Annotated in this window: 23 protein-coding genes; 12 read left to right on the top strand and 11 right to left on the bottom strand. The window is 72.2% G+C overall.

Annotation, left to right across the window (positions count from 1 at the left end; translation table 11 throughout):
• Nucleotides 1-3 precede the first annotated feature (3 nt).
• The 5 genes from EDF19_RS01885 to EDF19_RS01865 all read right to left on the bottom strand — a co-directional run bounded on the left by EDF19_RS01885 (nt 4) and on the right by EDF19_RS01865 (nt 5,907).
• The gene (locus EDF19_RS01885) at nt 4-894 is read right to left on the bottom strand and encodes a carbohydrate ABC transporter permease (protein WP_123679248.1); all 891 of its coding nucleotides are present in this window, start codon (nt 892-894) and stop codon (nt 4-6) included.
• Nucleotides 894-1,934 (bottom strand): carbohydrate ABC transporter permease, encoded by a 1,041-nt coding sequence (locus tag EDF19_RS01880; protein WP_221180601.1) that lies wholly within the window; start codon nt 1,932-1,934, stop codon nt 894-896. Before EDF19_RS01880 ends, EDF19_RS01885 begins: the two co-directional genes overlap by 1 nt.
• Nucleotides 1,934-3,274 carry an extracellular solute-binding protein gene (locus tag EDF19_RS01875; RefSeq protein WP_123679247.1) on the bottom strand — a complete coding sequence of 447 codons (1,341 nt, stop codon included), beginning with the start codon at nt 3,272-3,274 and terminating at the stop codon, nt 1,934-1,936. Before EDF19_RS01875 ends, EDF19_RS01880 begins: the two co-directional genes overlap by 1 nt.
• A 143-nt stretch (nt 3,275-3,417) precedes the next feature.
• Nucleotides 3,418-4,659 carry an ROK family transcriptional regulator gene (locus EDF19_RS01870; RefSeq protein WP_123679246.1) on the bottom strand — a complete coding sequence of 414 codons (1,242 nt, stop codon included), beginning with the start codon at nt 4,657-4,659 and terminating at the stop codon, nt 3,418-3,420.
• A gap of 198 nt (nt 4,660-4,857) precedes the next feature.
• The gene (locus EDF19_RS01865) at nt 4,858-5,907 is read right to left on the bottom strand and encodes an alcohol dehydrogenase catalytic domain-containing protein (protein ID WP_123679245.1); all 1,050 of its coding nucleotides are present in this window, start codon (nt 5,905-5,907) and stop codon (nt 4,858-4,860) included.
• 82 nt (nt 5,908-5,989) lie between these two features.
• On the opposite strand from EDF19_RS01865, the gene EDF19_RS01860 reads away from it, so the two are divergent.
• Nucleotides 5,990-6,976: a DUF3097 domain-containing protein gene (locus tag EDF19_RS01860; protein ID WP_123679244.1), complete on the top strand. Its 987-nt coding sequence runs from the start codon at nt 5,990-5,992 to the stop codon at nt 6,974-6,976.
• A gap of 392 nt (nt 6,977-7,368) precedes the next feature.
• On the top strand, nt 7,369-8,019 hold the full coding sequence (locus EDF19_RS01855) for a spermidine/putrescine ABC transporter substrate-binding protein (protein WP_123679243.1): 651 nt from the start codon (nt 7,369-7,371) through the stop codon (nt 8,017-8,019).
• 51 nt (nt 8,020-8,070) lie between these two features.
• Here the strand turns inward: EDF19_RS01855 and EDF19_RS01850 are convergent, their stop codons facing one another.
• On the bottom strand, nt 8,071-8,490 hold the full coding sequence (locus EDF19_RS01850; RefSeq protein ID WP_260216841.1) for a DUF3054 domain-containing protein: 420 nt from the start codon (nt 8,488-8,490) through the stop codon (nt 8,071-8,073).
• Nucleotides 8,491-8,616: 126 nt separating this feature from the next.
• On the opposite strand from EDF19_RS01850, the gene EDF19_RS01845 reads away from it, so the two are divergent.
• Nucleotides 8,617-9,567, top strand: a complete 951-nt coding sequence (locus EDF19_RS01845) for a hypothetical protein (RefSeq protein WP_148071006.1) — start codon at nt 8,617-8,619, stop codon at nt 9,565-9,567.
• A gap of 209 nt (nt 9,568-9,776) precedes the next feature.
• Complete coding sequence (locus EDF19_RS01840; protein WP_123679240.1) at nt 9,777-11,357, top strand: inositol monophosphatase family protein; 1,581 nt, start codon at nt 9,777-9,779, stop codon at nt 11,355-11,357.
• A gap of 3 nt (nt 11,358-11,360) precedes the next feature.
• On the opposite strand, the gene EDF19_RS01835 is transcribed toward EDF19_RS01840, so the two are convergent.
• On the bottom strand, nt 11,361-11,765 hold the full coding sequence (locus EDF19_RS01835; protein WP_123679239.1) for a VOC family protein: 405 nt from the start codon (nt 11,763-11,765) through the stop codon (nt 11,361-11,363).
• Between the two features lie 10 nt (nt 11,766-11,775).
• Nucleotides 11,776-12,156, bottom strand: a complete 381-nt coding sequence (locus tag EDF19_RS01830) for a helix-turn-helix transcriptional regulator (RefSeq protein WP_123679873.1) — start codon at nt 12,154-12,156, stop codon at nt 11,776-11,778.
• A gap of 199 nt (nt 12,157-12,355) precedes the next feature.
• On the opposite strand from EDF19_RS01830, the gene EDF19_RS01825 reads away from it, so the two are divergent.
• Genes EDF19_RS01825 through EDF19_RS01815 form a run of 3 tightly spaced genes read left to right on the top strand, consistent with a single transcriptional unit; the run spans nt 12,356 to nt 14,961 of the window.
• Nucleotides 12,356-13,054 carry a hypothetical protein gene (locus EDF19_RS01825; RefSeq protein WP_123679238.1) on the top strand — a complete coding sequence of 233 codons (699 nt, stop codon included), beginning with the start codon at nt 12,356-12,358 and terminating at the stop codon, nt 13,052-13,054.
• Nucleotides 13,055-13,114: 60 nt separating this feature from the next.
• Complete coding sequence (locus tag EDF19_RS01820) at nt 13,115-14,116, top strand: ATP-binding cassette domain-containing protein (protein WP_123679237.1); 1,002 nt, start codon at nt 13,115-13,117, stop codon at nt 14,114-14,116.
• Nucleotides 14,113-14,961: an ABC transporter permease gene (locus EDF19_RS01815; RefSeq protein WP_123679236.1), complete on the top strand. Its 849-nt coding sequence runs from the start codon at nt 14,113-14,115 to the stop codon at nt 14,959-14,961. The genes EDF19_RS01820 and EDF19_RS01815 overlap by 4 nt, the downstream gene beginning before the upstream one ends.
• Before the next feature lie 18 nt (nt 14,962-14,979).
• On the opposite strand, the gene EDF19_RS01810 is transcribed toward EDF19_RS01815, so the two are convergent.
• Nucleotides 14,980-15,642, bottom strand: coding sequence for a response regulator transcription factor (locus EDF19_RS01810; protein ID WP_123679235.1), 663 nt, complete (start codon nt 15,640-15,642; stop codon nt 14,980-14,982).
• Nucleotides 15,639-16,871, bottom strand: coding sequence for an ATP-binding protein (locus EDF19_RS01805; RefSeq protein WP_123679234.1), 1,233 nt, complete (start codon nt 16,869-16,871; stop codon nt 15,639-15,641). Before EDF19_RS01805 ends, EDF19_RS01810 begins: the two co-directional genes overlap by 4 nt.
• Nucleotides 16,872-16,985: 114 nt before the next feature.
• Here EDF19_RS01805 and EDF19_RS01800 point away from each other — a divergent pair, with 114 nt between their 5' ends.
• The 4 genes from EDF19_RS01800 to EDF19_RS01785 all read left to right on the top strand — a co-directional run bounded on the left by EDF19_RS01800 (nt 16,986) and on the right by EDF19_RS01785 (nt 22,008).
• On the top strand, nt 16,986-18,413 hold the full coding sequence (locus tag EDF19_RS01800) for a PspC domain-containing protein (protein WP_185022626.1): 1,428 nt from the start codon (nt 16,986-16,988) through the stop codon (nt 18,411-18,413).
• An 11-nt stretch (nt 18,414-18,424) separates the two neighbouring features.
• Nucleotides 18,425-18,814 carry a hypothetical protein gene (locus EDF19_RS01795; RefSeq protein WP_123679232.1) on the top strand — a complete coding sequence of 130 codons (390 nt, stop codon included), beginning with the start codon at nt 18,425-18,427 and terminating at the stop codon, nt 18,812-18,814.
• Between the two features lie 279 nt (nt 18,815-19,093).
• Nucleotides 19,094-20,995, top strand: coding sequence for an amino acid transporter (locus EDF19_RS01790; RefSeq protein WP_260216955.1), 1,902 nt, complete (start codon nt 19,094-19,096; stop codon nt 20,993-20,995).
• Nucleotides 20,992-22,008: a DMT family transporter gene (locus EDF19_RS01785; RefSeq protein WP_123679230.1), complete on the top strand. Its 1,017-nt coding sequence runs from the start codon at nt 20,992-20,994 to the stop codon at nt 22,006-22,008. Before EDF19_RS01790 ends, EDF19_RS01785 begins: the two co-directional genes overlap by 4 nt.
• Nucleotides 22,009-22,033: 25 nt before the next feature.
• Here EDF19_RS01785 and EDF19_RS01780 read toward each other — a convergent pair whose 3' ends face one another.
• Complete coding sequence (locus EDF19_RS01780; protein WP_123679229.1) at nt 22,034-23,719, bottom strand: long-chain-fatty-acid--CoA ligase; 1,686 nt, start codon at nt 23,717-23,719, stop codon at nt 22,034-22,036.
• A 95-nt stretch (nt 23,720-23,814) separates the two neighbouring features.
• Here EDF19_RS01780 and EDF19_RS01775 point away from each other — a divergent pair, with 95 nt between their 5' ends.
• Nucleotides 23,815-24,765, top strand: coding sequence for an oxygenase MpaB family protein (locus EDF19_RS01775; RefSeq protein WP_123679228.1), 951 nt, complete (start codon nt 23,815-23,817; stop codon nt 24,763-24,765).
• Nucleotides 24,766-24,821: the final 56 nt, after the last annotated feature.

Below are 24,821 nucleotides of genomic sequence, written 5' to 3'. Positions count from 1 at the left end.
CTGCTATCCCTTCACGCCGGTGAGCGCGATGCCCTCGACGAATGCCTTCTGTGCGAAGAAGAAGATGATGACGACGGGGACCATGACGACGACGGTCATCGCCATCGTCATCGACCAGTCGGTGCCGTGCTGCCCGCGGAACGTGGCGAGGCCGTACGCCACCGGCCAGGCGGCCTGGTTCTCGGACGCGTACAGGAGCGGGCCGTAGTAGTCGTTCCACGAGTGGAAGAACATGAAGATCGCCGCCGACGCGATGCCCGGTCGGGCCATCGGGACGACGACCCGCCAGAGCACGCCCCACTCGCTGCAGCCGTCCATGCGGGCGGCGTCGCCGTACTCCTTCGGGATGGTCATGAAGAACTGCCGGAGCAGGAAGATGCTGAAGGCGTCCCCGAGCAGGTTCGGCAGGATCAGCGGCCACAGCGTGCCGGTCAGGTGCAGGTGCGACCACATCACGTAGACCGGCACCGCGGTGACCTGCGGGGGCAGGAGCATCGCGACGATGATCACGGTGAAGATCAGGTTCGCGCCCTTGAACTTGATCTGGGCGAGGGCGTACGCCGCCGGCACCGAGCTGAGGAGCATGAACGCGGTCGCGAGCACGGCGTACAAGGCGGAGTTGCCGAACCACCGCGCCAGGGGCAGCTCGGTGAACACCCGGCCGTAGTTCGCGAAGTCGAACGGCCGCGGGACGATCGAGGCGGTCAGGGCCTGGTTGCTCGACATCAGCGAGGTCAGGATCACGAACACGATCGGCGCGAGGGTCAGGACCCCGAGCGCGACGAGTGCGGCGTGCTCGGCGATCCACACGAGGGTGCGACCACGCGGCCTGCCGGTGCGGGGAGCGGAACCCCGGGGTGCCCGGGTGAGCGGGGACTGGGACACAGCGGTCATCAGGACTCCTCCGGCCGGAACACACTGATCCGGCGCATCGTGAAGACGAGCACCACCGCGGTGATCACGAACAGGACGACGGCCATCGCGGAGGCGTAGCCGAACTGGAAGTTCGCGAACCCGTGCTGGTAGAGCAGCTCGGTGTACGTGAGCAGTGAGGTGCCCGGGTAGCCGAGCTGGGCGGCGGTCCCGCCACCGATCGTCGCCTTGCCGCTCGCGACACCGGAGGCGACAGCCGCCTCGGTGAAGTACTGCAGGGCGGCGATCACCCCCGTCACCGCGGCGAAGCCGATCACCGGGGCGATCGTCGGCAGGGTGATGTGACGAACCTGCTGGACGCCGTTGGCGCCGTCGAGGGAGGCGGCCTCGTACAGGTCGCGGGGCACGTCGAGCAGCGAGGCGAGGAAGATGATCATGATGTCGCCCATCACCCAGACGCCCATGATCACGAGCGACGGCTTGGACCACGCCGGGTCGTTGAACCACAGCGGCCCGTCGATCCCGAAGACCCGCAGGATCTGGTTCACGGGGCCGGTCCCCGGGTTGAACAGGAACACGAACGCCACCACGCTCGCGACCGGCGGCACCAGGGCGGGCAGGTAGAACAGCGTCCGCCAGAACCCCGTCGCGGTCTTCGCCCGGCTGAGCAGCCCGGCGACGAGGAGCCCGCAGACGATCCGCACGGGTACCAGGATCACGACGAACCACAGGGTGTTGACGACCGCGGGGCCGATCTGCGGGTCCTGCGTGAACAGGAACTTGTAGTTCAGCAGGCCGACGAACTCGGGCTCCTGCAGCTGGTTGTAGCGGGTGAACGAGTAGAAGATCGACGCGACGAGCGGGTAGGCGAAGAACACCACGAGCCCGAGGAGCGCCGGAGCGAGCATCGTCAGCGCGACGAGCCGGCGACGGGACTCGGCGGACCGGGGCCGACGTCGGGGAGCCGACGGGGGCACCGGACCGGACCCCGTCGGGCCCGCGGGCCGGGCGGCGCGGGCGAGCCGCGCCTCCCGGCCGGTCGTCTTGGTGGTGACGCTCATCACGGACCAGCCAGCTGGTTGGCGTTGTCGATGTCCGAGTCGAGCTTCTTCAGCTTGGCGTCGAGGTCGCCGCCCTTCTCCTGGTACGCCTGCCAGAACTTCGTGAAGGTGCCGATGTAGGCGGCGCCGTCGGCGGTGCCGGGCGAGGTCATCGTGTCCTCGTTGCCCGCGACGTCGACGAAGGTCTTGTAGTTCTCGTCGACCTCGAGCTTCGAGGAGTCCAGCGCCGAGGTGAGCGTCGGGATGTTCTTCAGCCCGTTGCCCATCGTGACCTGCGCGTCGGTGTTCGTGGACAGGTACTTCAGGAGCGCCCACGAGAGCTCCGGGTTCTTCGAGCCCTTCGCGATGCCCGCGACGTTGCCCGCGATGTACGTCGAGCCGTAGTTGCCGAGGCCGTCCATCACCGGGGTCGGCGCCGTGCCGTACTCCAGGTCCGGCTTCTGGTCCCTGATGAAGGCGGTGCGGTACTCACCGTCGATCTGCATCGCGACCTGACCGGTCTGGAACGCGTTGTCGGCGGCGAACTCCTGGCCGAGGCCGGACGTGAACGCCTTGAGCTTGTCGTAGCCGATCTCGTCGACGAAGTCCTTCTGCCAGGTGATGAGCTTCTTCCACGCGTCGGACGTGCCGATCACGCTGTTGCCGTCCTTGTCGAGCCAGGATCCGTCGATCATCGGCGCCCAGTGCTCGGGCGAGTTCTCGTAGAAGTCGATGAGCGGGTTGAAGCCGAGCTGCTTGATGGAGCCGTCCGGGTTGTAGGTCGTGAGCTTCAGCGCGTCGGCCTCGAGCTCGTCCAGGGTCTTCGGCGCCGAGGTGATGCCGGCCTTCGCGAACGCGGCCTTGTTGTACATCAGCGCACTCACGTCGGCGAGGGCCGGCAGGGTGCACCGCGTGCCCTTGTACTGCGTGTACGACTGCACGGCCTTCGGGATGTCCGACAGGTCGACCTTGTCCCGCTTGATGTACGGCGACAGGTCGCGGAAGGCCCCCGACGAACAGAAGCTGCCGACGATCGCCGTCGAGTACGACAGCCCGACGTCGATGTTCTGCCCGGAGGAGATCGCCTTCTGCAGCTTCTCGTCGTCCTGCCCGGCGTGGATGTCGACGGTGACGCCGGGGTTGGCCTTCTCGAAGCCCGCGACGGCGGTCTTCACGACGCCGGCTTCACGGCCGGTGAAGAAGTGCCACAGGGACACGGTGCCCTTGAGCTCCTTCGGGGCGCTGTCGTCGATCGCGTCGGCGCTGCTGCCGGAACTGCAGCCGGCGACGACCAGGGCGCCGGCCGCGGCGACGGCGGTGGCGGTGATGATCCGCCGGAACTTCGGACTGGGGAGTGACATGCGGGACTCGCTCTCTGATCTCGCTCCGCCACTGCCCGATCGCGGGCGGAACCCGTTGCCGGGCGCCGCCCGTTCCCGGGCGCGACGAAGAGCCCTGTGACAGGGCTGGGTGATGGTGCCTCGAGTGGTGCGGGTGGAACGGTTCAGGGGCGCTCGGCGGGGTCCGGCGCGGGGGCATCGTCACTGATGCGCTCGAGTCGGCCCGCGAGCGCGGTGCGGACGACGTCGATGAGGACGTGGCGCGCACCGTGCAGGACGGGGGTGTCGGGGACGCCGGGTGCCACCACGGCGGTGGACCAGCGCGAGCGGGTCCGGAGCCAGGCGGTCACGGCGGCGGCCAGGGCGGGTCCGCCGGCGATCCCGGTCGGGCCGTGCAGCACGACCGTCTCGGGATCGGCCACCGCGAGGACGGGGAGCACGTTGTGCCCCACGCGCTCGCCGAGGGCGACGGTGAAGGGGTGCTGCTCGGGCAGGCCGGGCAGTTGCGGGAGCACCTGGCGCCAGTCGGCTGCGGTGCCGTCCGGTGCCGTGATCCCGTGCTCGGCGGCCAGTGCGGTGATCGCGGGCTCGGAGATGAGGTCCGCGATGATCGTGGCCGTCGGGTCGATGGAGCGTGCGTCGGCGGGCACGCTGAGGTAGCCGATCTCACCCGCGGCGCCGGAGGCCCCGGTGTGCAGGTGGCCGCCGAGGTCGAGGGCCATGCCGAGGCCCTCCGCCATCCAGAGGAGCGCGAAGGAACCGGGGGCACGGCCGGCGCCCATGTTCCGTTCGGCGATGGCGGCGAGGTTCGCGTCGTTCTCGATGACGACGTGCACGCCGAGTTCGGCGGAGAGGCTCGCGCTGACCTGCTCGCGGGGCCAGCCGGGCAGGCCGTCGGTGAAGATCAGGGTGTCGGTCGCGTGGTCGACACTCGCCTGGACGCCGACCGCGACGGCGGTGACGAGTTCGGGGTCGACGTCGGCCGCTGCTGCCGCCCGGGAGATCGCGGCGGCGACGATGTCGGCACCGGGAGCGCGGACCTCGGCGTCGGACATGCGGTGCGTGGCGACCGGGAAGGTGCGGCCGGCGGCGTCGACCACGGTGGAGCGGACATCGACGAGCTGGACGTCGACCGCGACGGCGAGGTCGCGGTCGGTGATGGCTTCGTACACGACGGCGCTCGGGCCACGACGGCCGGACTGCGTGTCCGTGCCGGCCGGTCGGATGAGGTCGGCGGACTCGAGCCGTCGGATGATCTCGGCGGCGGTCGGCTTGCTCAGCCCGGTGCGCTGGGCGAGCTCGTTGCGGGTGAGTGCACCGTCGTCGAGCAGCAGCTCGAGGGCGGCCCGGTCGTTCAGGACGCGCAGCAGGCCGGGCTGGCCGGGGGTGCGTCCGCGTGTGCTCATGTCGAGGACAGTAACGGACAACCTTCTTTACTGAAAGGTTTGTTTACCGATTCGAAACACGCGTTCTGCTGCGCGAAACGCAAGCGCGCGGCGCGTGCCCGGCATGCAGACGCGACCCCACGACGGACGGGAGGCCCGTGGCGGCGTCGCCACGGGCCTCCCGTCCGCCTGTCGGTGCGTCACGCACCCCGCGCGCCGCTACGGGCGCAGCAGCACCTTGATGGCCCGGCGCTCGTCCATCGCCCGGTACGCCTCGGCGGTCTCGTCGAGCGGCAGCTCGAGGTCGAACACCCGACCCGGCTCGATCGCACCCGAGAGCACGTCCGGCAGCAGCTCCGGGATGTACTTGCGCGCCGGTGCCATGCCGCCCGCGACCGCGATGTTGGTGTCGAAGAGGTAGCGCGTGCCGATCGTCGGCACCCCGTGCGGGACCCCGACGAAGCCGAGGTTGCCACCAGGGCGCACCGAGTGCAGCGCCTGGTCCATGCTCTCCTCGGTGCCGACGGCCTCGACCGCGCAGTCCGCCAGGTCGCCGCCGAGCAGCTCCTTGATCGCCGCGACACCCGCTGCGCCACGGGCCTCGACGATGTCCGTCGCCCCGAACTCCCGCGCCAGTGCCTGCCGGTCGGCGTGCCGGCTCATCGCGATGATGCGCTCCGCGCCGAGCCGCTTCGACGCGAGCACCGCGGACAGACCGACCGCACCGTCGCCGACCACGACGACCGTCTTCCGCGGACCGACCGCAGCCGACACCGCCGCGTGGTGCCCTGTGGAGAACACGTCGGACAGGGTGAGCAGTGAGGGGACGAGCGCTGGGTCGACCGGGCCGGGAACCGCGACGAGGGTCGCCGACGCGTCCGGGATCCGGACGTACTCCGCCTGCGCGCCGCCGACCGGGTCGCCGTAGGCGTCGTCGCCGCCGAAGCCGGACAGGTGGTCGCAGCCGGTCGTCATGCCGTGCCGGCAGGCCTGGCACGTGCCCTCGTTCATCGTGAAGGGGGAGATGACGAAGTCACCGACGTGCAGGTCGGTGACCGCGTCGCCGACCTCGACGACCTCGCCGACGAGCTCGTGCCCGATCGGGTGCGGCTCCCGGGTCTTCGTGACGCCGCGGTACGGCCACAGGTCCGAGCCGCACACGCACGCGGCGACGACCTTGACGACGACGTCCTTCGGCGTGATCAGGCCGGGCCGGTCGCGGTCCTCGACTCGGATGTCGTTGGGGGCGTGGATGATCGCAGCGCGCAAAGGAGGTGGCCTTCCGTCGGGATGGTGGGGTGCACGGCCGGTCGACGTCGTCCGGGCCGTCGACGACAGTACCCTCGTGCGGGTGGACGACGACCGGTACGGCGGGGACGTGCTCTCGGGGGACTGGCGCTCCCGCGGGGTGAAGAAGGTGCGGCAGGTGCCGCTCGAACGCGACATGGTGCTCGAGGACCCGGACTCCGGGTGGGCGGGTGCCGTCGTCGGACTCGAGGCGGGCAACATCGCGCTCGAGGACTGGAAGGGCCGCACGCGCTCCTTCCCCTTCACGGGGCAGTTCCTGCTCGAGGGTGAGCTCGTGACGCTGGGACGGCCGTCGACGCCGGTCGGGCGGTCGGGTGGGGGTGGTGCTGGTGCTGGTGCTGCTGGTGCTGCTGGTGCTGCTGGTCGGCCGGGTTCCGTCGGTTCCGTCGGTTCCGTCCACGCTGACTGGAGGCCCGGGGCCGCGCCCGCCGTGCGGCAGGCGTCCGACGGCGGTCGCCTCCGCACCGCGTCCGGATCGTTCGCCGTGGAGTCGCAGCGTGCCCGGGTGGCCCTGCCGAGCCGGATCATGGTCGAGGGCAAGCACGACGCCGAGCTCGTCGAGAAGGTCTGGGGAGCCGACCTCCGCGTCGAGGGTGTCGTCGTCGAGGAACTCTCCGGCGTCGACAACCTGGCCGCGGTGCTCGACGAGTTCCAGCCGACGCGCGACCGTCGCGTCGGCGTGCTCGTCGACCACCTCGTGCCCGGGTCGAAGGAGTCCCGCTTCGCCGACGCCGTGATGCGGGGGAAGTGGGGCGCGCACGTGCTCGTCGTCGGGCACCCGTTCGTCGACGTCTGGCAGTCGGTGAAGCCCGCTCGGGTCGGACTGCGGGCGTGGCCCACGATCCCGCGGTCGATCGAGTGGAAGAAGGGCATCTGCCAGGCGCTCGGGTGGCCGCACCAGGAGCAGGCCGACATCGCCCGGGCGTGGCAGCGGATCCTCGGGCAGGTGCGGACCTTCGCCGACCTGGAGCCCCAGCTGCTCGGTCGCGTCGAGGAGCTCATCGACTTCGTGACCGAGCCGCGCGGGTAGCGCGGGGGCGGCGCGCGGGCGCCGGGCGCGCGGGTCCGCAGTGTGCGAGGTTCCGCGCACCGTGCCACCCTCGGGGCCTCGCACCGTGGTCCGGACCTCGCACGGTCCCGCGGGTGCCGCGGGGTGTGGCGCGCGCGGGGCGTGGGGCGGAGCGCGACCGCAGTGTGCGAGGTTCCGCGCACCGTGCCACCCTCGGAGCCTCGCACCGTGGTCGGAACCTCGCACGGTCCGGCCGGTGCCCTCGCACCGTGCGACGCCACGAGGCCGGTGCCCTCGCACCGTGCGACGCCGCGAGGCCGGCGCCCTCGCACCGTGCGACGCCGCGTTCGCCCGACGTCCGCCCCGACCCGGAAATCCGGGGCGATCCCGGGCGTGGCGCATACCCTGGACCCATGGACGGCATCGACGGACGCGTGCGCAGCGCGGTCGACGTCTGGCTCCGCTGGTTGCCGCGGTGGCAGATCGGCACGGCTCGACCCCGCACGCGCATCTGCCGCAAGTGCACCGGGTCGCCCGTCGCGTCCGCCGCGGGCTTCGGGCCGGACGTGCCGCACGCCGTCCAGCACGCGCTGATCGGCCGGATCTCGACCATCATCGAGGACGCCGTCGACGACTACACGGCGAAGAACCTGCCGCTGCTGCAACGGGAGCTCGAACGGGCGGCGGCGCGGAAGCAGCACGCGGGGTACCAGCCCGCCGAGGGACTCCAGCCGGAGTTCCAAGGCCTCGACGTCGATCCGGAGCCCTCGCCCGGTGAGCCCTTCCTGTTCACCCTCGGCGAGCTGACCGGCACCGGCGCCCGGGAGCAAGCGCCGCGCGAACCGCTGTCGGACGAGGCGAAGTCGGCACTCCGACACGAGATCGCGCTGTCGGACGAGTGCGCGCAGTCCACCGGCACGGCGGTGTGCCTCGCGCTCATCGACCACCGACCCCGCATCGCGGAAGCCGTCGAACGGCTCGTCGAACCGCAGATCGATGCCCTGGTGTCGGACATGTTCCGCGGGTTCGACGGACCGGAAGCGCCGCGCGCCGGCCTCTTCTGAGGCGGTCCGGCGACCGGGGACGTGCGACCGGTGTCAGGGCGGCGACCGGTGTCAGCGCGCCTGCGTCGTCTCCTGCTGCTTCCGCCGGGACGCCGCGCGCAGCACGAGCCGGGCGATCCCGCGCCACCCGAGCAGGAACACCCCGAGCACGATCGTCGCGACGATGACGAACGAGATCGGCAGCGGGTTGCCGTCGACGTCGCCCTGACCCGTCGCCACCCGGATCGCGAGTCCGACGAACACGGTCAGGATCCACACGACGGTCCCGGTCGGCCAGAACCGCAGGGGCCGTGCCCACGCACCGCTGGTGACGTAGGCGATGGCCCAGCCGGCGAGGAACGGGTACGCGGTCGTCCACAGCGCCAGGGCGGAGTTCGACTCACCGTGCGAGGAGCGCCCGATGAGGGCGAACAGGACGATGAGCAGGACGTCGATGACGGCTGCGAGCCAGCCCCAGGTGCGTTCGGTCACGCTCCATTCTCCCTCGCACTCGTCCCACGGCATGCACGCCCGTTGCTGAGCTGTGGACGGATCGCCGTTCTCCACAGTTCGTGTGCGGCGCGTCGCACGGTGCGACGACTCGGCGACCCTCGACCCATGACAGAGCTCCCACCGTCCCCCGCCGTCCCGGACTGCCCCTGGTCCGTGGTCAACGACCAGCGCACCGACGAGGCCCGCGCGCTCCGGGCACGAGCCCGGACCGGCGAACTCCGCCGCATCGCACACGGACGGTACGTGCCCGCCGAGGCCTGGGACCGCCTCCGGCCCGAACAGCGCCACCACGTCCTCGTTCGCTCGCTCGTCGACCGGATCCGGCCGCGGTTCGTCGTCTCGCACCTGTCCGCGGCGGCCGTGCTCGGTGTCCCGTTCGTGCACGCGTGGCCTCGTCGCGTGCACCTCCTCCGACTCGGCGAGGACGCCCGGACCACGAACGCGACCTTCGTCGTGCACGCGGACCTCGATCCCGCCATGCGCGGCACGGTGCGGTTCCGCAGCGACGGACTCCGTGTGACCGACCTCGAGCGGACCGCCGTCGACCTCGCGATGACGCTGCCGTTCCTCGACGCCGTGGTCGCACTCGACCGCCTGCTCCGGTCGGGGCTCGACGTCGAGACGGTGCGCGACGGCATCGGTCGCCGGTCGGTCCGTGGTCGACGGCGAGCGCTGCGCTCGCTGGAGTTCGCGGACGCAGCTGCCGACTCGGTCGGTGAGTCACTCGCGCGCCTGCGACTCGACGAGTACGGCGCGCCGGAGCCCGTCCTGCAGCGCCGGTTCCGGCAGGCCGGCCACCCCGACATCGTCGTCGACCTCTGGCTGCCGGGGGTCGGGGTCGCGATCGAGTTCGACGGCGAGGTGAAGTACCGCGATCCCGCGCTCCGCCACGGTGGGTCCGCCGAGGACGCCGTGATCGCGGAGAAGCTCCGCGAGGACCGCCTCCGTTCCTTCGACGAGGTCCGGACCGTCGTGCGGTTCGGGTGGAGCGACCTGTGGAACGAGAGCGCGTTCCGGGGCAAGCTCCGCCGAGCACACGTCCCGATGCGCCACTGACGTCGCACCGTGCGAGGGTGCGCTGGCGACCGTGCGCGGTTCCGTGCACGGTGCGAGGGCGCGAGGGTCGCACGGCGCGCGGAACCTCGCACACTGCGAGAGCGCGGCGCGCACAAGAGCGCGGCGCGCACAAGCGCACGGCGCGCACACGCGCACGCCGTTCACGAGAGCGACACCGGGGGTTTGCCGGGGTCGACGACGATGGGCCGATGACGCTCAGCCCCCACGCACCGGTCACGCAGACGTCGGTGCCGGAGACGGCCGGGAGGCACGGCGTGCGTCCGCCACGCCTCGTCGCCCACCGTGGTGCGCCGCGAGTCCGGCGCGAGAACACCCTGCCCGCCATCGCGGTCGCCGAGGCGCTCGGTGCCGACGCCGTCGAGGTCGACGTGCGACGGACGGCCGACGGGGTCGCCGTCCTGCTGCACGACCCGACCCTCGGCCGGATGTGGGGCGACGCACGGCGCGTGGCGGAGGTGCCGTGGTGCGACGTCGCGCGGCTCGGCAACGGGCTCGACCGGATCCCGCGCCTCGACGCCGTGCTCGAACGCCTGGACGGGTGCCGGGCCGCACTCGTGCTCCACGTCGTCGACCCAGAGGACGCGGACGTCGCCGTGCGCACCGTCGCGGCGTTCCGGGGTTCGACGGCGGTCGCGTGGTGCGGTCCGGCCGACGCGCTGACCGTCGTGCGGACCGCGCTGCCCGACGCCGACGTCTGGCTCACGTGGGAGTCGCTCGGCGCACCCGTGGTCGCTGACCTCCAGGCACTCACCCCCTCGACGCTGCACCTCGACGTCGCCTTCCTCACCCCGCGCACCGTGACCGCCGCGCACGGGCTCGGACTCCTGGTCGCCGTCCGCACCGTCGACGACGCCGAACCCGCCCGGTGGGCCACGCGGCTCGGCGTCGACTCCATCACCACGAACGACGTCGCGTCCATCCGTGCCACGATCGCCGCGGCCGAACGCGACGGCTGGCCCGAGCGCGAACCGACCGAGGCCGAGACCACATCGCGGGCAGAGGCCCTCGCACACCGGATCGCGCACGAGGTCATCGCCTTCACCCGCGAGCACCCGGTCGGCGAGGTCCGGGCGAAGGCGCACCCCGCCGACCTCGTGACCGACGTGGACCGGATGGTGGAGCAGCACGTCCGCGGCCGGGTCCGGGCAGCGTTCCCCACGCACGGCTTCACCGGCGAGGAGTACGGCGACGCCCCGGGGGACCGGCACTGCTGGTTCCTCGACCCGGTCGACGGCACCACGAACCTGGCGAACGGCGTGCCGTGGACGTCGATGTCCCTCTGCCTGACGCGAGGCGGGCAGGCGGTCGTGGGCGTGGTCGCCGACCCCTGGCGCGGCGAGGTCTTCGAGGCCCGACGGGGACGCGGCGCCACGCTCCGGGACCGTCCACTCCGACTCGACGACACCCCTCGGCCGCTCGCGGGAGCAGTGGTCGGCACCGAACTCGACGGACACCGACCCTGGCCGGGGTTCGGCGCGTTCCTGACCGCCCTGGCCGACCGGTCGTGCGCACTCCGGGTGCAGGGCTCCGGCACCCTGACGATCGCGCAGGTCGCGGCCGGCCGGGGCATCGGCGGGTGCGTGCCGGCCTTCGACCCGGTCGACCACGGTGCCGCCGTCCTGCTCGTGCACGAAGCCGGCGGCGTCGTGCTCACCCGCGAGGGTCCGGTCGAGGGGTTCCCGCCGACCGGCGAACCGTTCCTGGTGGCCCACCCCGGTGCCGCGGACGAGCTGCACGCCGTGTGGACGGCGGCGCTCGCCGCTGGCTGAACGTCAGCCCTGGGCGATCCGCACCATGTTGCCGGCGGGGTCGCGGACCGCGGCGTCCCGGACGCCCCAGAACTGGTCGGTGGGTTCCTGCAGGACCTCGGCCTCGGGGCTGGCTGTGATGCGGTCGAAGGTCGCGTCGAGGTCGCTCACCCGGAGCTGCAGCATCGAGAGCGCGCCCTTCGCGAGCAGGGCGGCGAGGGCGTCGCCGTCCTCGGTCGACCGGCCGGCGTGCGGTTCGGAGAGGACGAGTTCGAGGTCCGGGTGGCTGTCGCTGACGAGGGTCACCCAGCGGTGGCCCCCGTTCTCGACCTCGTTGCGGACGGAGAACCCGAGGGCGTCGCGGTAGAACCGGACGGCCGTGTCGACGTCGTCGGCGAGCACGTGCACGCCGCTGATCTGGATGGTCATGGCAGTGACACTAGGTCCGCGGACCGTCGTCGCGCTTCTCGGATCCTGCTCGGATCGGCCGCGTGACGACCATCGTGTGGCAGCTCCACATGCCGGCGAGGGCGGCGTGGTCCGCGGCCCGGTACTGCGACGGCGTCATGCCGACCAGTTCGGTGAACCGCGACGAGAACGACCCGAGACTCGTGGCGCCGACGGCCGTGCAGACCTCGGTGACGCTGAGGTCGGTGCTGCGGAACAGTGCCTGCGCCCGCTCGATCCGACGGGTCATCAGGTAGGCGTACGGGGTCTCGCCGTAGGCGGCACGGAACCGGCGGCTGAAGTGCGCCGTCGACATGAAGGCCCCGGCGGCGAGTGCCGGGACGTCGAGTGGCTCGGCGTACTCGCGGTCCATCCGGCTGCGGGCCCTGCGCAGCCGTCGGAGTTCGTCGATGTCCGCGGTCACGGGTCCATCCTGCCCGGGTGCGCTCGCGGGCACCGCGCTCTCGGGGGACTCTGTGCAGCCACTCAGTCAGCGGTCGCCGCGGCTCCATAGTGTGGCAGTCCACGACCGGTCCGGCCGGACCGACCGTGCACCCGAAGGAGCATCGACCATGGGATTCCTCGACCGCCTGCTCGGACGTCCGGATCGTGACCAGGACCCCGCAGCGAAGCAGGGCCAGTGGGGACAGCCGCAGCCGCAACCGCAACCGCAGTCGCAGTCACGGACCGACGACGAGCGCGCCGTGGAGCGCTACCGGTACCTCCTGCGCACCGCGCCGCCGGAGCGCATCGAGGAGGTCCACGCCGAGGCCTTCGCCCGGCTGACCGACGAGCAGCGTCGCATGGTCTACGACGAGTTCACGCGGACGGCACCCGCCGGCGAGGCCCCGCGCGGCGACGACCCGCGTTCGCTGGCCCAGTCCGCCACCCGGTCGGAGATCCGGCAGCCGGGGTTCATGGAGCGCTCGCTCGGCGGCGTCGGCGGAGGCGGCCGTCCCGGCGCGTTCGGGGGCGGCGCCGGTCCGTCCTTCGGGAGCATGATCGGCGCCTCGATCCTCGGGACCGTGGCCGGGTACGTCATCGGTTCCGCGATCATGAGTGCCTTCCTGCCGGACCCCGGATCGTTCGATGGCGGTACTGACGCTGCGGGTGACGGTGGTTCGGAGGACACTGGTGCCGACTCCGGTGACGGCGGCGCGACCGACGGTGGCGCGTCCGACGGCGGCGGGGTCGAGAGTGCGGGTTGGGGTGACGGCGGATCGGACTTCGGCGGTGGCTTCGACGACTTCGGTGGTGACTTCGGCGTCTGAGTGATCGGTCGCCGACTCCACCGACCTACTGATATTCTCCTGGGTCGACAAGGGAGTGACATGGCCATCATCGAAGCCTCCGGGCTGACCAAGACCTACAAGTCGAAATCGGGTCCGGTCCACGCCCTCGCCGGGCTGGACCTGTCCGTACCGCAGGGCACCGTGAAGGCGCTGCTCGGGCCGAACGGTGCCGGCAAGACGACGACGGTGAAGGTGCTCACGACGCTGATCACCCCGGACTCTGGCACGGCGGTCATCGACGGCATCGACGTGGTCGGTGATCCACAGGCGACCCGTCGGTCGATCGGGGTCTCCGGGCAGTACGCCGCGGTCGACGAGAACCTCACCGGGTTCGAGAACCTCGAGATGATCGGGCGGCTCTACCACCTCGGTCGTCGCACTGCGAGGGACCGGGCTCGTGAGCTCATCGACGTCTTCGACCTGTCCGAGGCGGGTGACCGCCCGGTGAAGGGGTTCTCGGGCGGCATGCGGCGACGGATCGACCTCGCCGGTGCGCTCGTGATGAACCCGCGGGTGCTCTTCCTCGACGAGCCCACCACGGGCCTCGACCCGCGCAGCCGGCTGGCGCTGTGGGGCATCATCGAGAGCCTCGTCGCCGACGGCGCCACTGTGCTCCTCACCACGCAGTACCTGGAAGAGGCCGACCGGCTGGCCGACGACATCGCCGTCATCGACGACGGCACGGTGATCGCTGAGGGCACCTCGGACCACCTGAAGGCCCAGGTCGGCGGGCACCGGGTCGTCGTCACGCTGGTCGACGACGCCGACGGTGACGCCGCGACGACCGTCCTGCTGCGCTACGGCGTCGGTGAGGTCGAGATCTCCGGCGACGGTCGCACGCGCGCCGTCGCGGTGGAGGCCGGACCCTCCGCGCTCCAGCGGGTCCTCGCAGACCTCGGCGACGCCGGGATCGACCTGCACGACGCCGGGATGCGGCGACCGACCCTCGACGACGTGTTCCTCCGGCTCACCGGGCACGCGGCGACGGAGGACGATGCCGACGACGCCGTCCCCGCGAAGCAGAAGGAGGCGGCACGATGACCGCCACGACCATCGCGCCGGGCCGACAGCTGCCCGTCGTCATCACCTCGCCCGTCGCCGTCTGGTTCGAGGACGGCTGGACGGTCACGAAGCGGAACCTCATCAAGCTCAAGCGGTCGCCGGACATGCTCGTGTTCGCGGTGCTGCAGCCGATCATGTTCGTGCTGCTGTTCAGCCAGGTCTACGGCGGTGCGATCCAGGTCCAGGGCACCGACTACACGCAGTTCCTGATGGCCGGGATCTTCGCGCAGACCGTGGTGTTCGGAGCGACGTTCTCCGGGTCGGCGATGGCGCAGGACCTCAAGGAAGGCCTGATCGACCGGTTCCGCACGCTGCCGATGTCGGCGTCCGCGGTGCTCGTCGGGCGGACGAACTCGGACCTGGTGCTCAACTCCATCTCGATGGCGATCATGATGCTCACCGGGCTCGCGGTCGGGTGGCGGGTGAACTCGTCGCCGCTGGAGTTCCTCGCCGGCGTCGCGCTCCTGCTGCTGTTCAGCTACGCGTTCAGCTGGGTGATGGCGTTGCTCGGCATGAGCGTGAAGACGCCAGAGGTGATCAACAACGCCTCGTTCATGATCCTGTTCCCGCTGACGTTCATCTCGAACGCGTTCGTGCCGAGCGACACGCTGCCCCTCGTGCTGCGGGTGTTCGCCGAGTGGAACCCGGTGTCCTCGCTCGTCCAGGCCGCCCGACAGCTCTTCGGCAACGTCGGTTCCGCGCCCGTGCCGGACATCTGGACCATGCAGCACCCGATCCTCACGGTGCTCATCGGCATCACCGTGATGCTCGTGGTCTTCGTCCCGTGGTCCGTCAACAAGTACACGCGGATCAGCGCGAAGTGACCCGGCGGCGTGGGTGCCTCAGAGCAGCTTCCGCTGGAGCGCCCACGCCGTCAGCTCGTGCCGGTTGGACAGCTGCAGCTTCCGCAGCACCTTCGACACGTGCGTCTCGACGGTCTTCACCGAGATGAACAGCTCCGTCGCGACCTCTTTGTACGCGTAGCCGCGGGCGATGAGGCGCATCACCTCCTGCTCACGGGCCGACAACCGGTCGAGCTCGGCGTCGTGCTGCGCGGTCTCGCCGCTGACGGCCCCGAACGCGTCGAGCACGAACCCGGCGAGCCGGGGCGAGAAGACCGCGTCGCCGTCCGCGACGCGCTGCACCGCCTCGGCGACCTCGGCGCTCGACGAGCTCTTCGTGATGTACCCGCGGGCACCGGCCCGGATGACGCGCACGACGTCGTCGGCCGCGTCCGAGACGCTCAACGCCAGGAACCTCGTGTCCGGGTGCTCTGGAGCGGCCCGGGCGATGACCTCGGCGCCACCCCCGCCGGCGCCGCCGGGCAGGTGCACGTCGAGCAGGACGACACGGGGCGAGGTGGTCGCCACGAGCGTCACGGCTTCGTCGACCGTGGCCGCCTCACCCACGACCTGGAGGCCCGGTGGCAGTCCGGCACGCACGCCGGCTCGGAAGATGGAGTGGTCGTCGACGATGGCGACGGTCAGCGGAGCGGGCTCGGTCATGCGTCCTCCTCGGGGCGGTCCGCGGGTGTGAGCGGCAGGGTCAGCCGGACCTCGGTGCCGGTCCGGCCGGCGCCAGGGCCGACGGTCGCCCGGCCACCGATCCGCTGGAGACGGCCGATGATCGACTCCCGGACGCCGTAGCGCCCGGCGGGGACGGCGTCGACGTCGAACCCGGGGCCGCGGTCGCGGACGCTGATCTCGACGACGTCCCGAGCAGTCTCGGCGTAGACGCTGATCGTCCCGCCGGCATGCCGCGCGGCGTTCAGCATCGCCTCGCGGGCGGCGGCCACGATCCCGTCGGGCAGGTCCGTCCGGGCGGGGCCGATCGCGATCACGTCGACGCGCACGGGGTACTCGGTCTCGATCTCGGCGGCGGCGTCGCGCAGTTCGGCCCCGAGGTCCCGCGCCGGTTCGGTGCGCTCGGTGAAGAGCCAGGAGCGGAGTTCGCGTTCCTGGGCCCGAGCGAGACGCGCGGCGTCCGACCCCGGATCGGCCTTCTGCTGGATGAGGGCCAGGGTCTGCAGCACCGAGTCGTGCAGGTGGGCGGCGAGTTCGGCCCGCTCGAGTTCGCGGACGCGTGCGGCCCGCTCCTCGGTGAGGTCGCGGACGAGCCGGACCACCCACGGGGCGACGACGACGGCGACCCCGAGCAGCACAGCGACGGCGGCGGTGAGCACGGTCCAGACGTTGGGCCGGGTGCTCGTCGTGAAGAACAGCAGGATGCCGAGCACGACGAGCACGAGGGCGCCGAGCGCTCGTGCGACCAGGGTCGAGGACGCCGCGGCCCGCGAGTTCCGGAGCGCGTCGAACTGCCGCCAGGCCAGCGCGGCGCCGGTCACGACGACCACACCGGGGACGATCACCTCGAGCGGGACGTCCACCCCGAGCCGTGCAGCGATGACCGCCCCGGCGGCCACGAGCAGCGCGAGGCCGAGCAGGATCTCGACGATCGGGGCGCGGCGTCCGCCGGACCCGTCGGTCGCAGGGGACGCGGTGGCCGCCGCCGGAGTCGTCAGGACCGCCTTGAGCGGCGAGTCGGCATCGGCGGAGGCGCTCGGGGTGGTCGCCCAGAGCCAGGCGTAGAGGAGGACACCAGCGCCGCCGCAGACGACGAGGACGAGGGCCGCGATGCGGACCGCACCCACCGGCAGGTCCGTGTGCGCCGCGAACCCGCTGCAGACGCCGCCGACGACCCTGGGGGTCGGGCGGGTCATCCGGGCGGTGGCCATGCGGCAATCCTGGCACCCCGGAGGCCACCGGACCCCGGATCGGGGCGGGGATCAGGGGCCGATCAGGGGGAACCCCGATGGCGGCCGTCTCCCGGTCCCGCGATGCTGGTGGCCATGACCGATCACCAGCACGACACGGCTCCCGGCACGGGTGCCGGCACCGCCGACTCGACGACCCGGTTCTTCGACTGGGTCCGCGGTCTCGACGTCGCACGGACCGACGACCGCTGGCTCGCCGGCGTCTGCGGGGCCGTCGCACGTCGGACCGGCTTCGACCCCCTCGTGGTCCGCGGCATCGTGGTCGTGGTCGCACTCCTCGGCGGCCCGGTCTTCTTGGCGTACGCCGTGGGCTGGGCACTGTTGCCCGACACCGCCGGTCGCATCCACGTCGAGCGGATGATCCGCGGGGTGCTCGACCCCGCCCTCATCGCCATCGGCGTGTTCGTGGTGCTCACCTTCGTGCCGGCCGTCCAGGGGATCTGGTGGCAGGGCGTCCCCGCGGCGTGGGGCATGCCCGGCTGGCTCGAGGCGACGCTCGGCACCGCCTGGAGCATCGCCCTGGTCGGCGGGATCGTCTGGCTCGTGGTGGTCGTCGCGCGACACCGACCCGACCTGGCCGGACGCTCCGGCACGGCGGAGGCACCGCCGGCGGCGGGCGTCCGACCCGACTTCTGGACCAGCCCCGACGAGCCGCGCCCGGCCCGAGGAGCCGCGCCGACGGCGGGGGCGACCGGCGGGGCGGACGTCGGCCGGGCCTCCTGGCAGTGGGGTGTGCCCGGCGACCAGCAGGAGAAGCGGCGCCAGCACGACGAACGGGTGCGCGTCGAACGCGAACGGATGGCCGAGTGGCGAGCGGCGCGGACCGGACGTCGGCTGGGCGCAGCGTACGTCGCAGTGTCCCTGGGACTCGCACTCGTCGCCGGAGCGGTCGTGGCCGTGTGGGCCCAGGCGGCTGGTTGGCCGGTGGCGGTGCTCGGCATCGCCGCTGCGGTGGCCGTCCTGGCCGTCGCGACGATCGTGGCGGGGATCCGCGGACGCGACGACGGCGCACTCGGGCTGTTCTCGACGATCGGCGTGGTGGCACTCGTCGTCACGGGCGTCCTGCCGGCCGGGACGCAGGTGTCGCTGATCGGCGGGACGACCTGGCACGTGGACGCTGCCGGATCCGGCACCGAGCGGAACTACGCGATGCTCGTCGGCGGACCGACCCTGGACCTGCGCGGACTCGACGAGTCGGAGTCGGGCGGTGACGTGAACCTGTGGCTCGGGGCGGGTGGGGCCGAGGTCCTGCTCCCGACCGACGTGCCCGTCCGGGTCGAGGTGAGCGGTGTCGGGTACGGCGTGGACACGGATGCGTCGGGCAGTCCCGGCGACTCCGACTCCGACGACGACGACGGCGACGGCAGCGGCGGGGTGTTCGGCACGACGACGCTCGAGAACCGGGCGGCGCGGTCGGCCGACGCGAGCGAGACGACCACCGTGCACCTGTGGATCCTCGGCGGAGCAGCCGAGGTGCCCGGGGCACTGACCGTGAGCGAGTGAGGGACGAGACGATGACGAACGACGACGAGACGACGCGGCCGACGCACGAGACGGCGTGGCCGACGCACGAGGCGGCGCGGCCGACGGACGAGACAACGCGTCCGACGCACGAGACGGCGCGGCCGACGGACGAGACGACGGCGCCCTACCCGGCCGGGCCGGTGACCGACGAGGTCGTGGCGGTGCCGCTGAAGGCGGTGCCGGCGGGACGGGGGCCGGCCCGGTTCGGGACGATCTTCTGGGGCGTGCTCCTGCTCGTGTTCGCGGTCGCCATGGGCGTGAGCGCGCTGCCGATGGTCGAGGTCGACCCGACCACGCTCCTGCTGGCGGGGTGCATCGCCGCGGGGGTGCTCCTCGTGGCCGCGGGGCTGGTCGCCGCGTTCACCCGGCCGCAGCGGTAGGCGGCGGCGGTGCCGGACGGCGGCGCACCAGCGCGGCGGCGGTGCCGGACGGCGGCGCACCAGCGCGGCGGCGGTGCCGGACGGCGGCGCCCCCGCGCGGCGGCGGTGCCGGACGGCGGCGCCCCCGCGCGGCGCGGGCACCGGACGGCGGCGCACCCGCGCGGCGGCGGCACCGGACGGCCTAGCATCGTCCACGTGACCGCGACAGACGCCGAGCGGGCCGCCGCGCGCGACGCCACCGAGCAGCACCCGGACCGCAGCACCCGTCTGCGCCGCTGGATGCTGCACGGCGCCGACCAGGGGGCGTCCCACCAGGGCCCGCACCAGGTCGAGGTCGAGAAGACGCACCCGTGGTGGCGGGTGATGTGCCTGACGGGTGTCGACTACTTCTCCACCCTCGGCTACCAGCCGGCGATCGCCGCTCTGGCCGCGGGGCTGCTGAGTCCCATCGCGACGATCGTGCTGGTGCTCGTCACCCTGTTCGGCGCGCTGCCGGTGTACCGCCGGGTGGCGAGCGACAGCTTCCGCGGCGCCGGGTCGATCATGATGCTCGAGAAGCTCCTGCCCTGGTGGGCGGGCAAGCTGCTCGTGCTCGTCCTGCTCGGGTTCGCCGTCACCGACTTCATGATCACGATGACCCTGTCGGCGGCGGACGCCACGGCCCACATCGCCGAGAACCCGTACACGCCGCAGTGGTTCACCGAGATCCCGGTGCCGCTCACGCTCGCGCTGCTGCTCCTGCTCGGCGTGGTCTTCCTGCGCGGGTTCAAGGAGGCGATCGGCATCGCGGTCGGACTCGTCGCGGTGTTCCTCGTCCTCAACGCCGTCGTCATCGTCGTCGCACTGTGGCACGTGTTCGAGCACCCGATGGTGGCGAGCGACTGGTGGTCGGGGCTCACGGCGCAGCACAGCAACCCGCTCGTCATGATCGGCATCGCGCTCGTCGTCTTCCCGAAGCTCGCGCTCGGGCTGTCCGGCTTCGAGACCGGCGTCGCGGTGATGCCGCAGGTGCGCGGGGACGCCTCCGACGACACCAGTGACCGCCCGGAGGGACGCATCCGGGGCACGAAGCGGCTGCTCACCGTCGCCGCCGTGATCATGAGCTCGTTCCTCATCACCTCGTCGATCGCCACGACCTTCCTGATCCCGCAGCACGAGTTCCAACCGGGCGGCGGCGCGAACGGACGAGCGTTGGCGTTCCTGGCGCACGAGTACCTGGGCGGTGTGTTCGGCTCGGTCTACGACTTCTCGACCGTCGCGATCCTGTGGTTCGCCGGTGCGAGTGCGATGGCGGGGCTGCTCAACCTGGTGCCGCGGTTCCTGCCCCGCTACGGGATGGCGCCGCAGTGGGCCCGCGCGGTGCGCCCGCTCGTGATCATCTTCACCCTCATCGCGTTCGCGATCACGATCATGTTCCGCGCGGACGTCGACGCGCAGGGCGGCGCGTACGCCACGGGCGTGCTGGTCCTGATCACGAGCGCGGCGGTCGCGGTGACGCTGTCGGCCCGCCGTCGACAGCAGCGGAAGCGCACGGTCGCCTTCGGCGTGATCAGCGTGGTGTTCGTCTACACGACGGTCGCGAACGTCATCGAACGGCCGGACGGCGTGCGGATCGCGGCGGTGTTCATCATCGCGATCGTGGTCGTCTCGCTCGTGTCGCGCGTGCGCCGGTCGTTCGAGCTCCGGGCGTCGTCGATCGAGCTCGACGCGGTCGCCCGGCAGTTCGTCGAGGCCGACGCCGACCAGTTCAGCTCCGTGTGCATCATCGCGAACGAGCCGGGAGCGGGCACCGCCGAGGCCTACCGGTCGAAGGGCCGCGAGGAACGTCGTGACTCCGGGATCCCGGCGCGGGTGCCGACGATGTTCCTCGAGGTGCTGCCGGCCGACTCGTCCGACTTCGAGGAGGACCTGGTCGTCGAGGGGCACGTCATCCACGGCTTCCGGGTGCTCAAGGTCCGCTCGGGCAACGTGCCGAACACGATCGCCTCGACCCTGCTCGCGATCCGCGACATCGCCGGGGTCGTCCCGAGCATCTACTTCGAGTGGAACGAGGGCAGCCCGATCCGGAACGCCATCCGGTTCGTCTTCACCGGGGTCGGTGACGTCGCCCCGGTGACCCGCGAGGTCCTGCGGGAAGCCGAACCCGACGTCAACCGCCGGCCGTCCATCCACGTCTCGTGACGGCCGGCGCGGGTGCACCAGCGGGCGGCGTGCCCGCCGGTGGGCTCGCCGCGGTCGTCGTGGCCGCCGCCGTCTGGGGGACCACCGGCACCGCGACCCACTTCGCACCCGGCGTCCCCGCGTTCGTCTTCGGGGCGGTCACGTTCGGCATCGGCGGCCTCGTCCTGGCAGCGGCGGCCGGTCGGGGCACCGTCCGCGCGGTCGCCCAGCGTCGGACACGTGGCTGGGCGCTCCTCGGTGCCGTCTCGCTCGTCGTCTACGCGGTCGCCTTCTACGCGGCCCTCGCCGACGCGGGCGTCGCCCTCGGCACGACCGTCGCGATCGGGTCGTCACCCGTCTTCGCCGGGCTGGTCGAGTGGGTCTCGGACAGGAGGCCCGTCACACGCAGGTGGGTCGCCGCCACCCTGGTCAGCGTGGCCGGGATGGTCGTCGTGACCCTCGCGCGCTCGGAGCACTCCGGGGACGGGGCAGGGTCGCTCGCCGTCGGGCTCGGCAGCGCCCTGCTCGCCGGTCTGACCTACGCGCTGTACTCCTGGGCCGTCGCGCGGGGGCTGCAGGCGGCGACGGTCGACCGCACGCCGTCGGTCTCGCTCCCGGGAGGCCCCGGGGCCGAGGTGGTCGCCGCCGGGCTGCCGAACGGGCGGGGACTGGTCGGTGCGGTGTTCGGCCTCGCGGCGGTCCCGCTGGTGGTGCTCGTGGTCGTCGCCGGCGGGCCGTTCTTGACGGAGGCCGGCAACTGGCCGGTGTTCCTCTACCTGGCGCTGGTGCCGACGGTGCTCGGGCACTCGCTGTACGCCGTCGGGCTGCGATCGGTCAGTGCGTCGGTCGCGACGCTGGTGTCACTGCTCGAACCCGTCGTCGCCGCGGTGCTCGCGGTGCTGGTGGTGGGGGAGCACCTCGGAGCCGCGGGGTGGAGCGGCATCGTGCTCGTCGTCGGGGGCCTGGCGCTGCTCGCGGTGCCCGTGCGGCCCGCGGTGCCGGTTCGGTCCGCGCGGCGCGCACGTCCGCGCTGACGGCCGCCGCGCCACCGCTGCTCGCTCAGTCGTCGGCGAGGATCTGGTCCCGCACCTTCCGCCGCAGCACCTTGCCGATCATCGAGCGCGGCAGGTCCTCGACCACGACGACCCGGCGCGGCACCTTGTACGCGGCCAGGTGGTCGCGCGACCAGGTGCGGAGCGCGGCCGCGTCGAAGGACGACGGGTCCTTCGGCACCACGGCGGCGACGACCTGTTCGTTCCCGCCCTGCGTGATGCCGACGACCGCGACCTCCTTGACGCTGGGGTGCTTCAGGAGCGTGTCCTCGACCTCCGACGGCGAGACGTTGAAGCCGCCGGTGATGATGAGCTCCTTGAGCCGGTCGACGATGCGGACGTAGCCGTCCGCGCCGATCGCCACGATGTCGCCGGTGCGGAACCAGCCGTCGGCGGTGAAGACCTCGTCCGTCGCCTCGGCCTTGCCCCAGTACCCGCGGAACACCTGCGGCCCGCGGACCTGCAGCTCGCCGGGCTCGTCGGTGCCGAGGACCTTCGTGTCGTCGTCGGGGTCGACCACGCGGGCCTCGGTGGAGGACAACGGCAGACCGATCGACCCGAGCCGACGCTCCGGCGAGACCGGGTTCGCCATCAGCACGGGGGAGCACTCGGACAGGCCGTAGCCCTCGACGAGGTACCCGTCGGTCCGGGCCTCCCACGGTTCGACGATGTCCTGGGACAGCGGCATGGCGCCCGAGATGCCGATCTCGATGCCCTTGAGCGACACCTTCGCGGAGTCGGCGGCGTGCTGCAGCCGCGCGTAGATCGGCGGGACGGCCGGCAGGAACGTCGGCGGGTGCTTCTTGATCGCGGCGAGCACGAGGGCTGGGTCGAACGCCGGGAACAGCACGAGCCGCGAAGCCATGCTCATCGCGAAGGTCAGGCAGAGCGTGAGGCCGTAGGCGTGGAACATCGGCAGCACCGCGTACACGACGTTGTCCCCGCGGCGGATCTGCGGCACCCAGGCGCGGGCCTGTGCGGCGTTCGCGAGCAGGTTGCGGTGCGTGAGGACGGCGCCCTTCGGGGTGCCGGTGGTGCCCGAGGTGTACTGGATCAGGGCGACGTCGTCCGTGGACGGCCGGGGATGACGCCCGGACAGCTTGCGGGTGCCGACCAGGTCGTCCCACTTCGTCGTGCCACGGACCGACGTGGTGAGCTTGGCGCGGGACTCGCGGGCCTTCGCCACGGGGAGCGCGAGGGCGAGCCGGGTGCTCCTCGGCATCGCACGGGTCAGGTCGACCGACACGATCGCGTCGAGCTTCACGTCGGCGGGGAAGTCCTGCAGCGTCGCGACCGACTTGTCCCAGGCGATGGCGACCTTCGCACCGTGGTCCTCGAACTGGTGGCGCAGCTCGCGCGGCGTGTACAGCGGGTTGTGCTCGACCACGATCGCGCCGAGGCGCAGGACCGCGTAGAACGCCACCACGTGCTGCGGGCAGTTCGGCAGGACGATCGCCACCCGGTCGCCGGCGACGACGCCGAGCTTCCGGAGGCCGTTCGCCGCGCGGAGGATCTGCTCCTGGAGCTCGGCGTAGCTCGTCGTGCGCTTGAAGAACTCGAGGGCGACCTGCTTCGGGAACGACCGGGCCGACTGCTCGACCAGGTCGACCAGGGAACCGCTCTGTTCCTCGATGTCGTGCGGGACCCCCGGGGCGTAGGCGGCAAGCCAGGGACGGGGCGTGTCGATGCTCACGCGACCCAACCTAGCGGGCGACCCGGGCACCCGCTGGGAGGCGTGGCACCGGCCGTGCCGAGCGCGTTCCCAGGGGCCGGACGGACGATGACGCCATGCCCTCCGTCGCAGACGCCTTCCGCTCCCGCCTCAACGACACGTTCACGGGTGGGTCCGCGGGGCGACCGGAGTGGGTCGACGAGCTCGAGGAGGGCACCGACGCGGGCTTCTTCGGCCCCGGTTCCGCGACCTGGTCGGTGCACGGCGGGAAGCACACGATCGTCGCAGGCGTGCGGGCGCTCCTCGTCCAGGCGCTCCACCCGGGAGCCCTCGCCGGCGTCGCCGACCACTCCCGGTACCGCGAGGACCCCTTCGGCCGTCTCGCCGGCACCATCCGCTGGATCTACACCGTCTCGCACGGCGACACCGCCACGGCCCGCGGGGCGAGCGAGTGGGTGCTGCGGTTGCACGAGCGGGTCCGCGGCCAGTACGTCGACGGGCACGGGGTGTCGAAGGACTACTCCGCGAACGACCCGGACCTGGCGCGCTGGGTGCACCTGGCGTTCACGGACGCGTTCCTCCGCGCCGCCGAGCGCTGGGGTGAGCCCATCCCGGGAGGCTCCGACGCCTACGTCCGCGAGTGGGCGACCGCCGGACGGCTGATGCGGGTCGAGGACCCGCCGGAGTCCGAGGCTGAGCTCCGGGCCCAGATGAACGGCTACCTCGACCGCGGCGAGCTCGCGGTCACGGCCCGCACCCGCGACGTCGTCGAGTTCATCGGGAACCCGCCGCTCGCGCTGATGCTGCGGCCCGGCTACCAGGCGTTGTTCCAGGGGGCGGTCTCGACGCTCGACCCGCGGCACCGCTCGATGCTCGGGCTGCGGGCGCCGGCGATCGGCCCGATCGAGCTGCCCGTCGGACGGGCGACGGGGCTCGTGCTCGACGGCATCGGCAGCGTGCTCGGCAACCAGACCGGCAGCGAACGCGCGGCGCGCGTGCGCATCGCGCGGCTCGAGCGTGAGCAGGACGAGCGTCGCGCGGCAGGGGAGTCGGACGCGACCGTCTAGCGGCCTGGAGGCGCGGGGCAGGGCCGCCCCGCGCCTCCAGTCCGTCTGTGGGTGCG

The organism is Curtobacterium sp. PhB115, from assembly GCF_003752025.1.
Classification (GTDB): domain Bacteria; phylum Actinomycetota; class Actinomycetes; order Actinomycetales; family Microbacteriaceae; genus Curtobacterium.
This window is presented reverse-complemented; position numbering and strand designations above follow the sequence as displayed.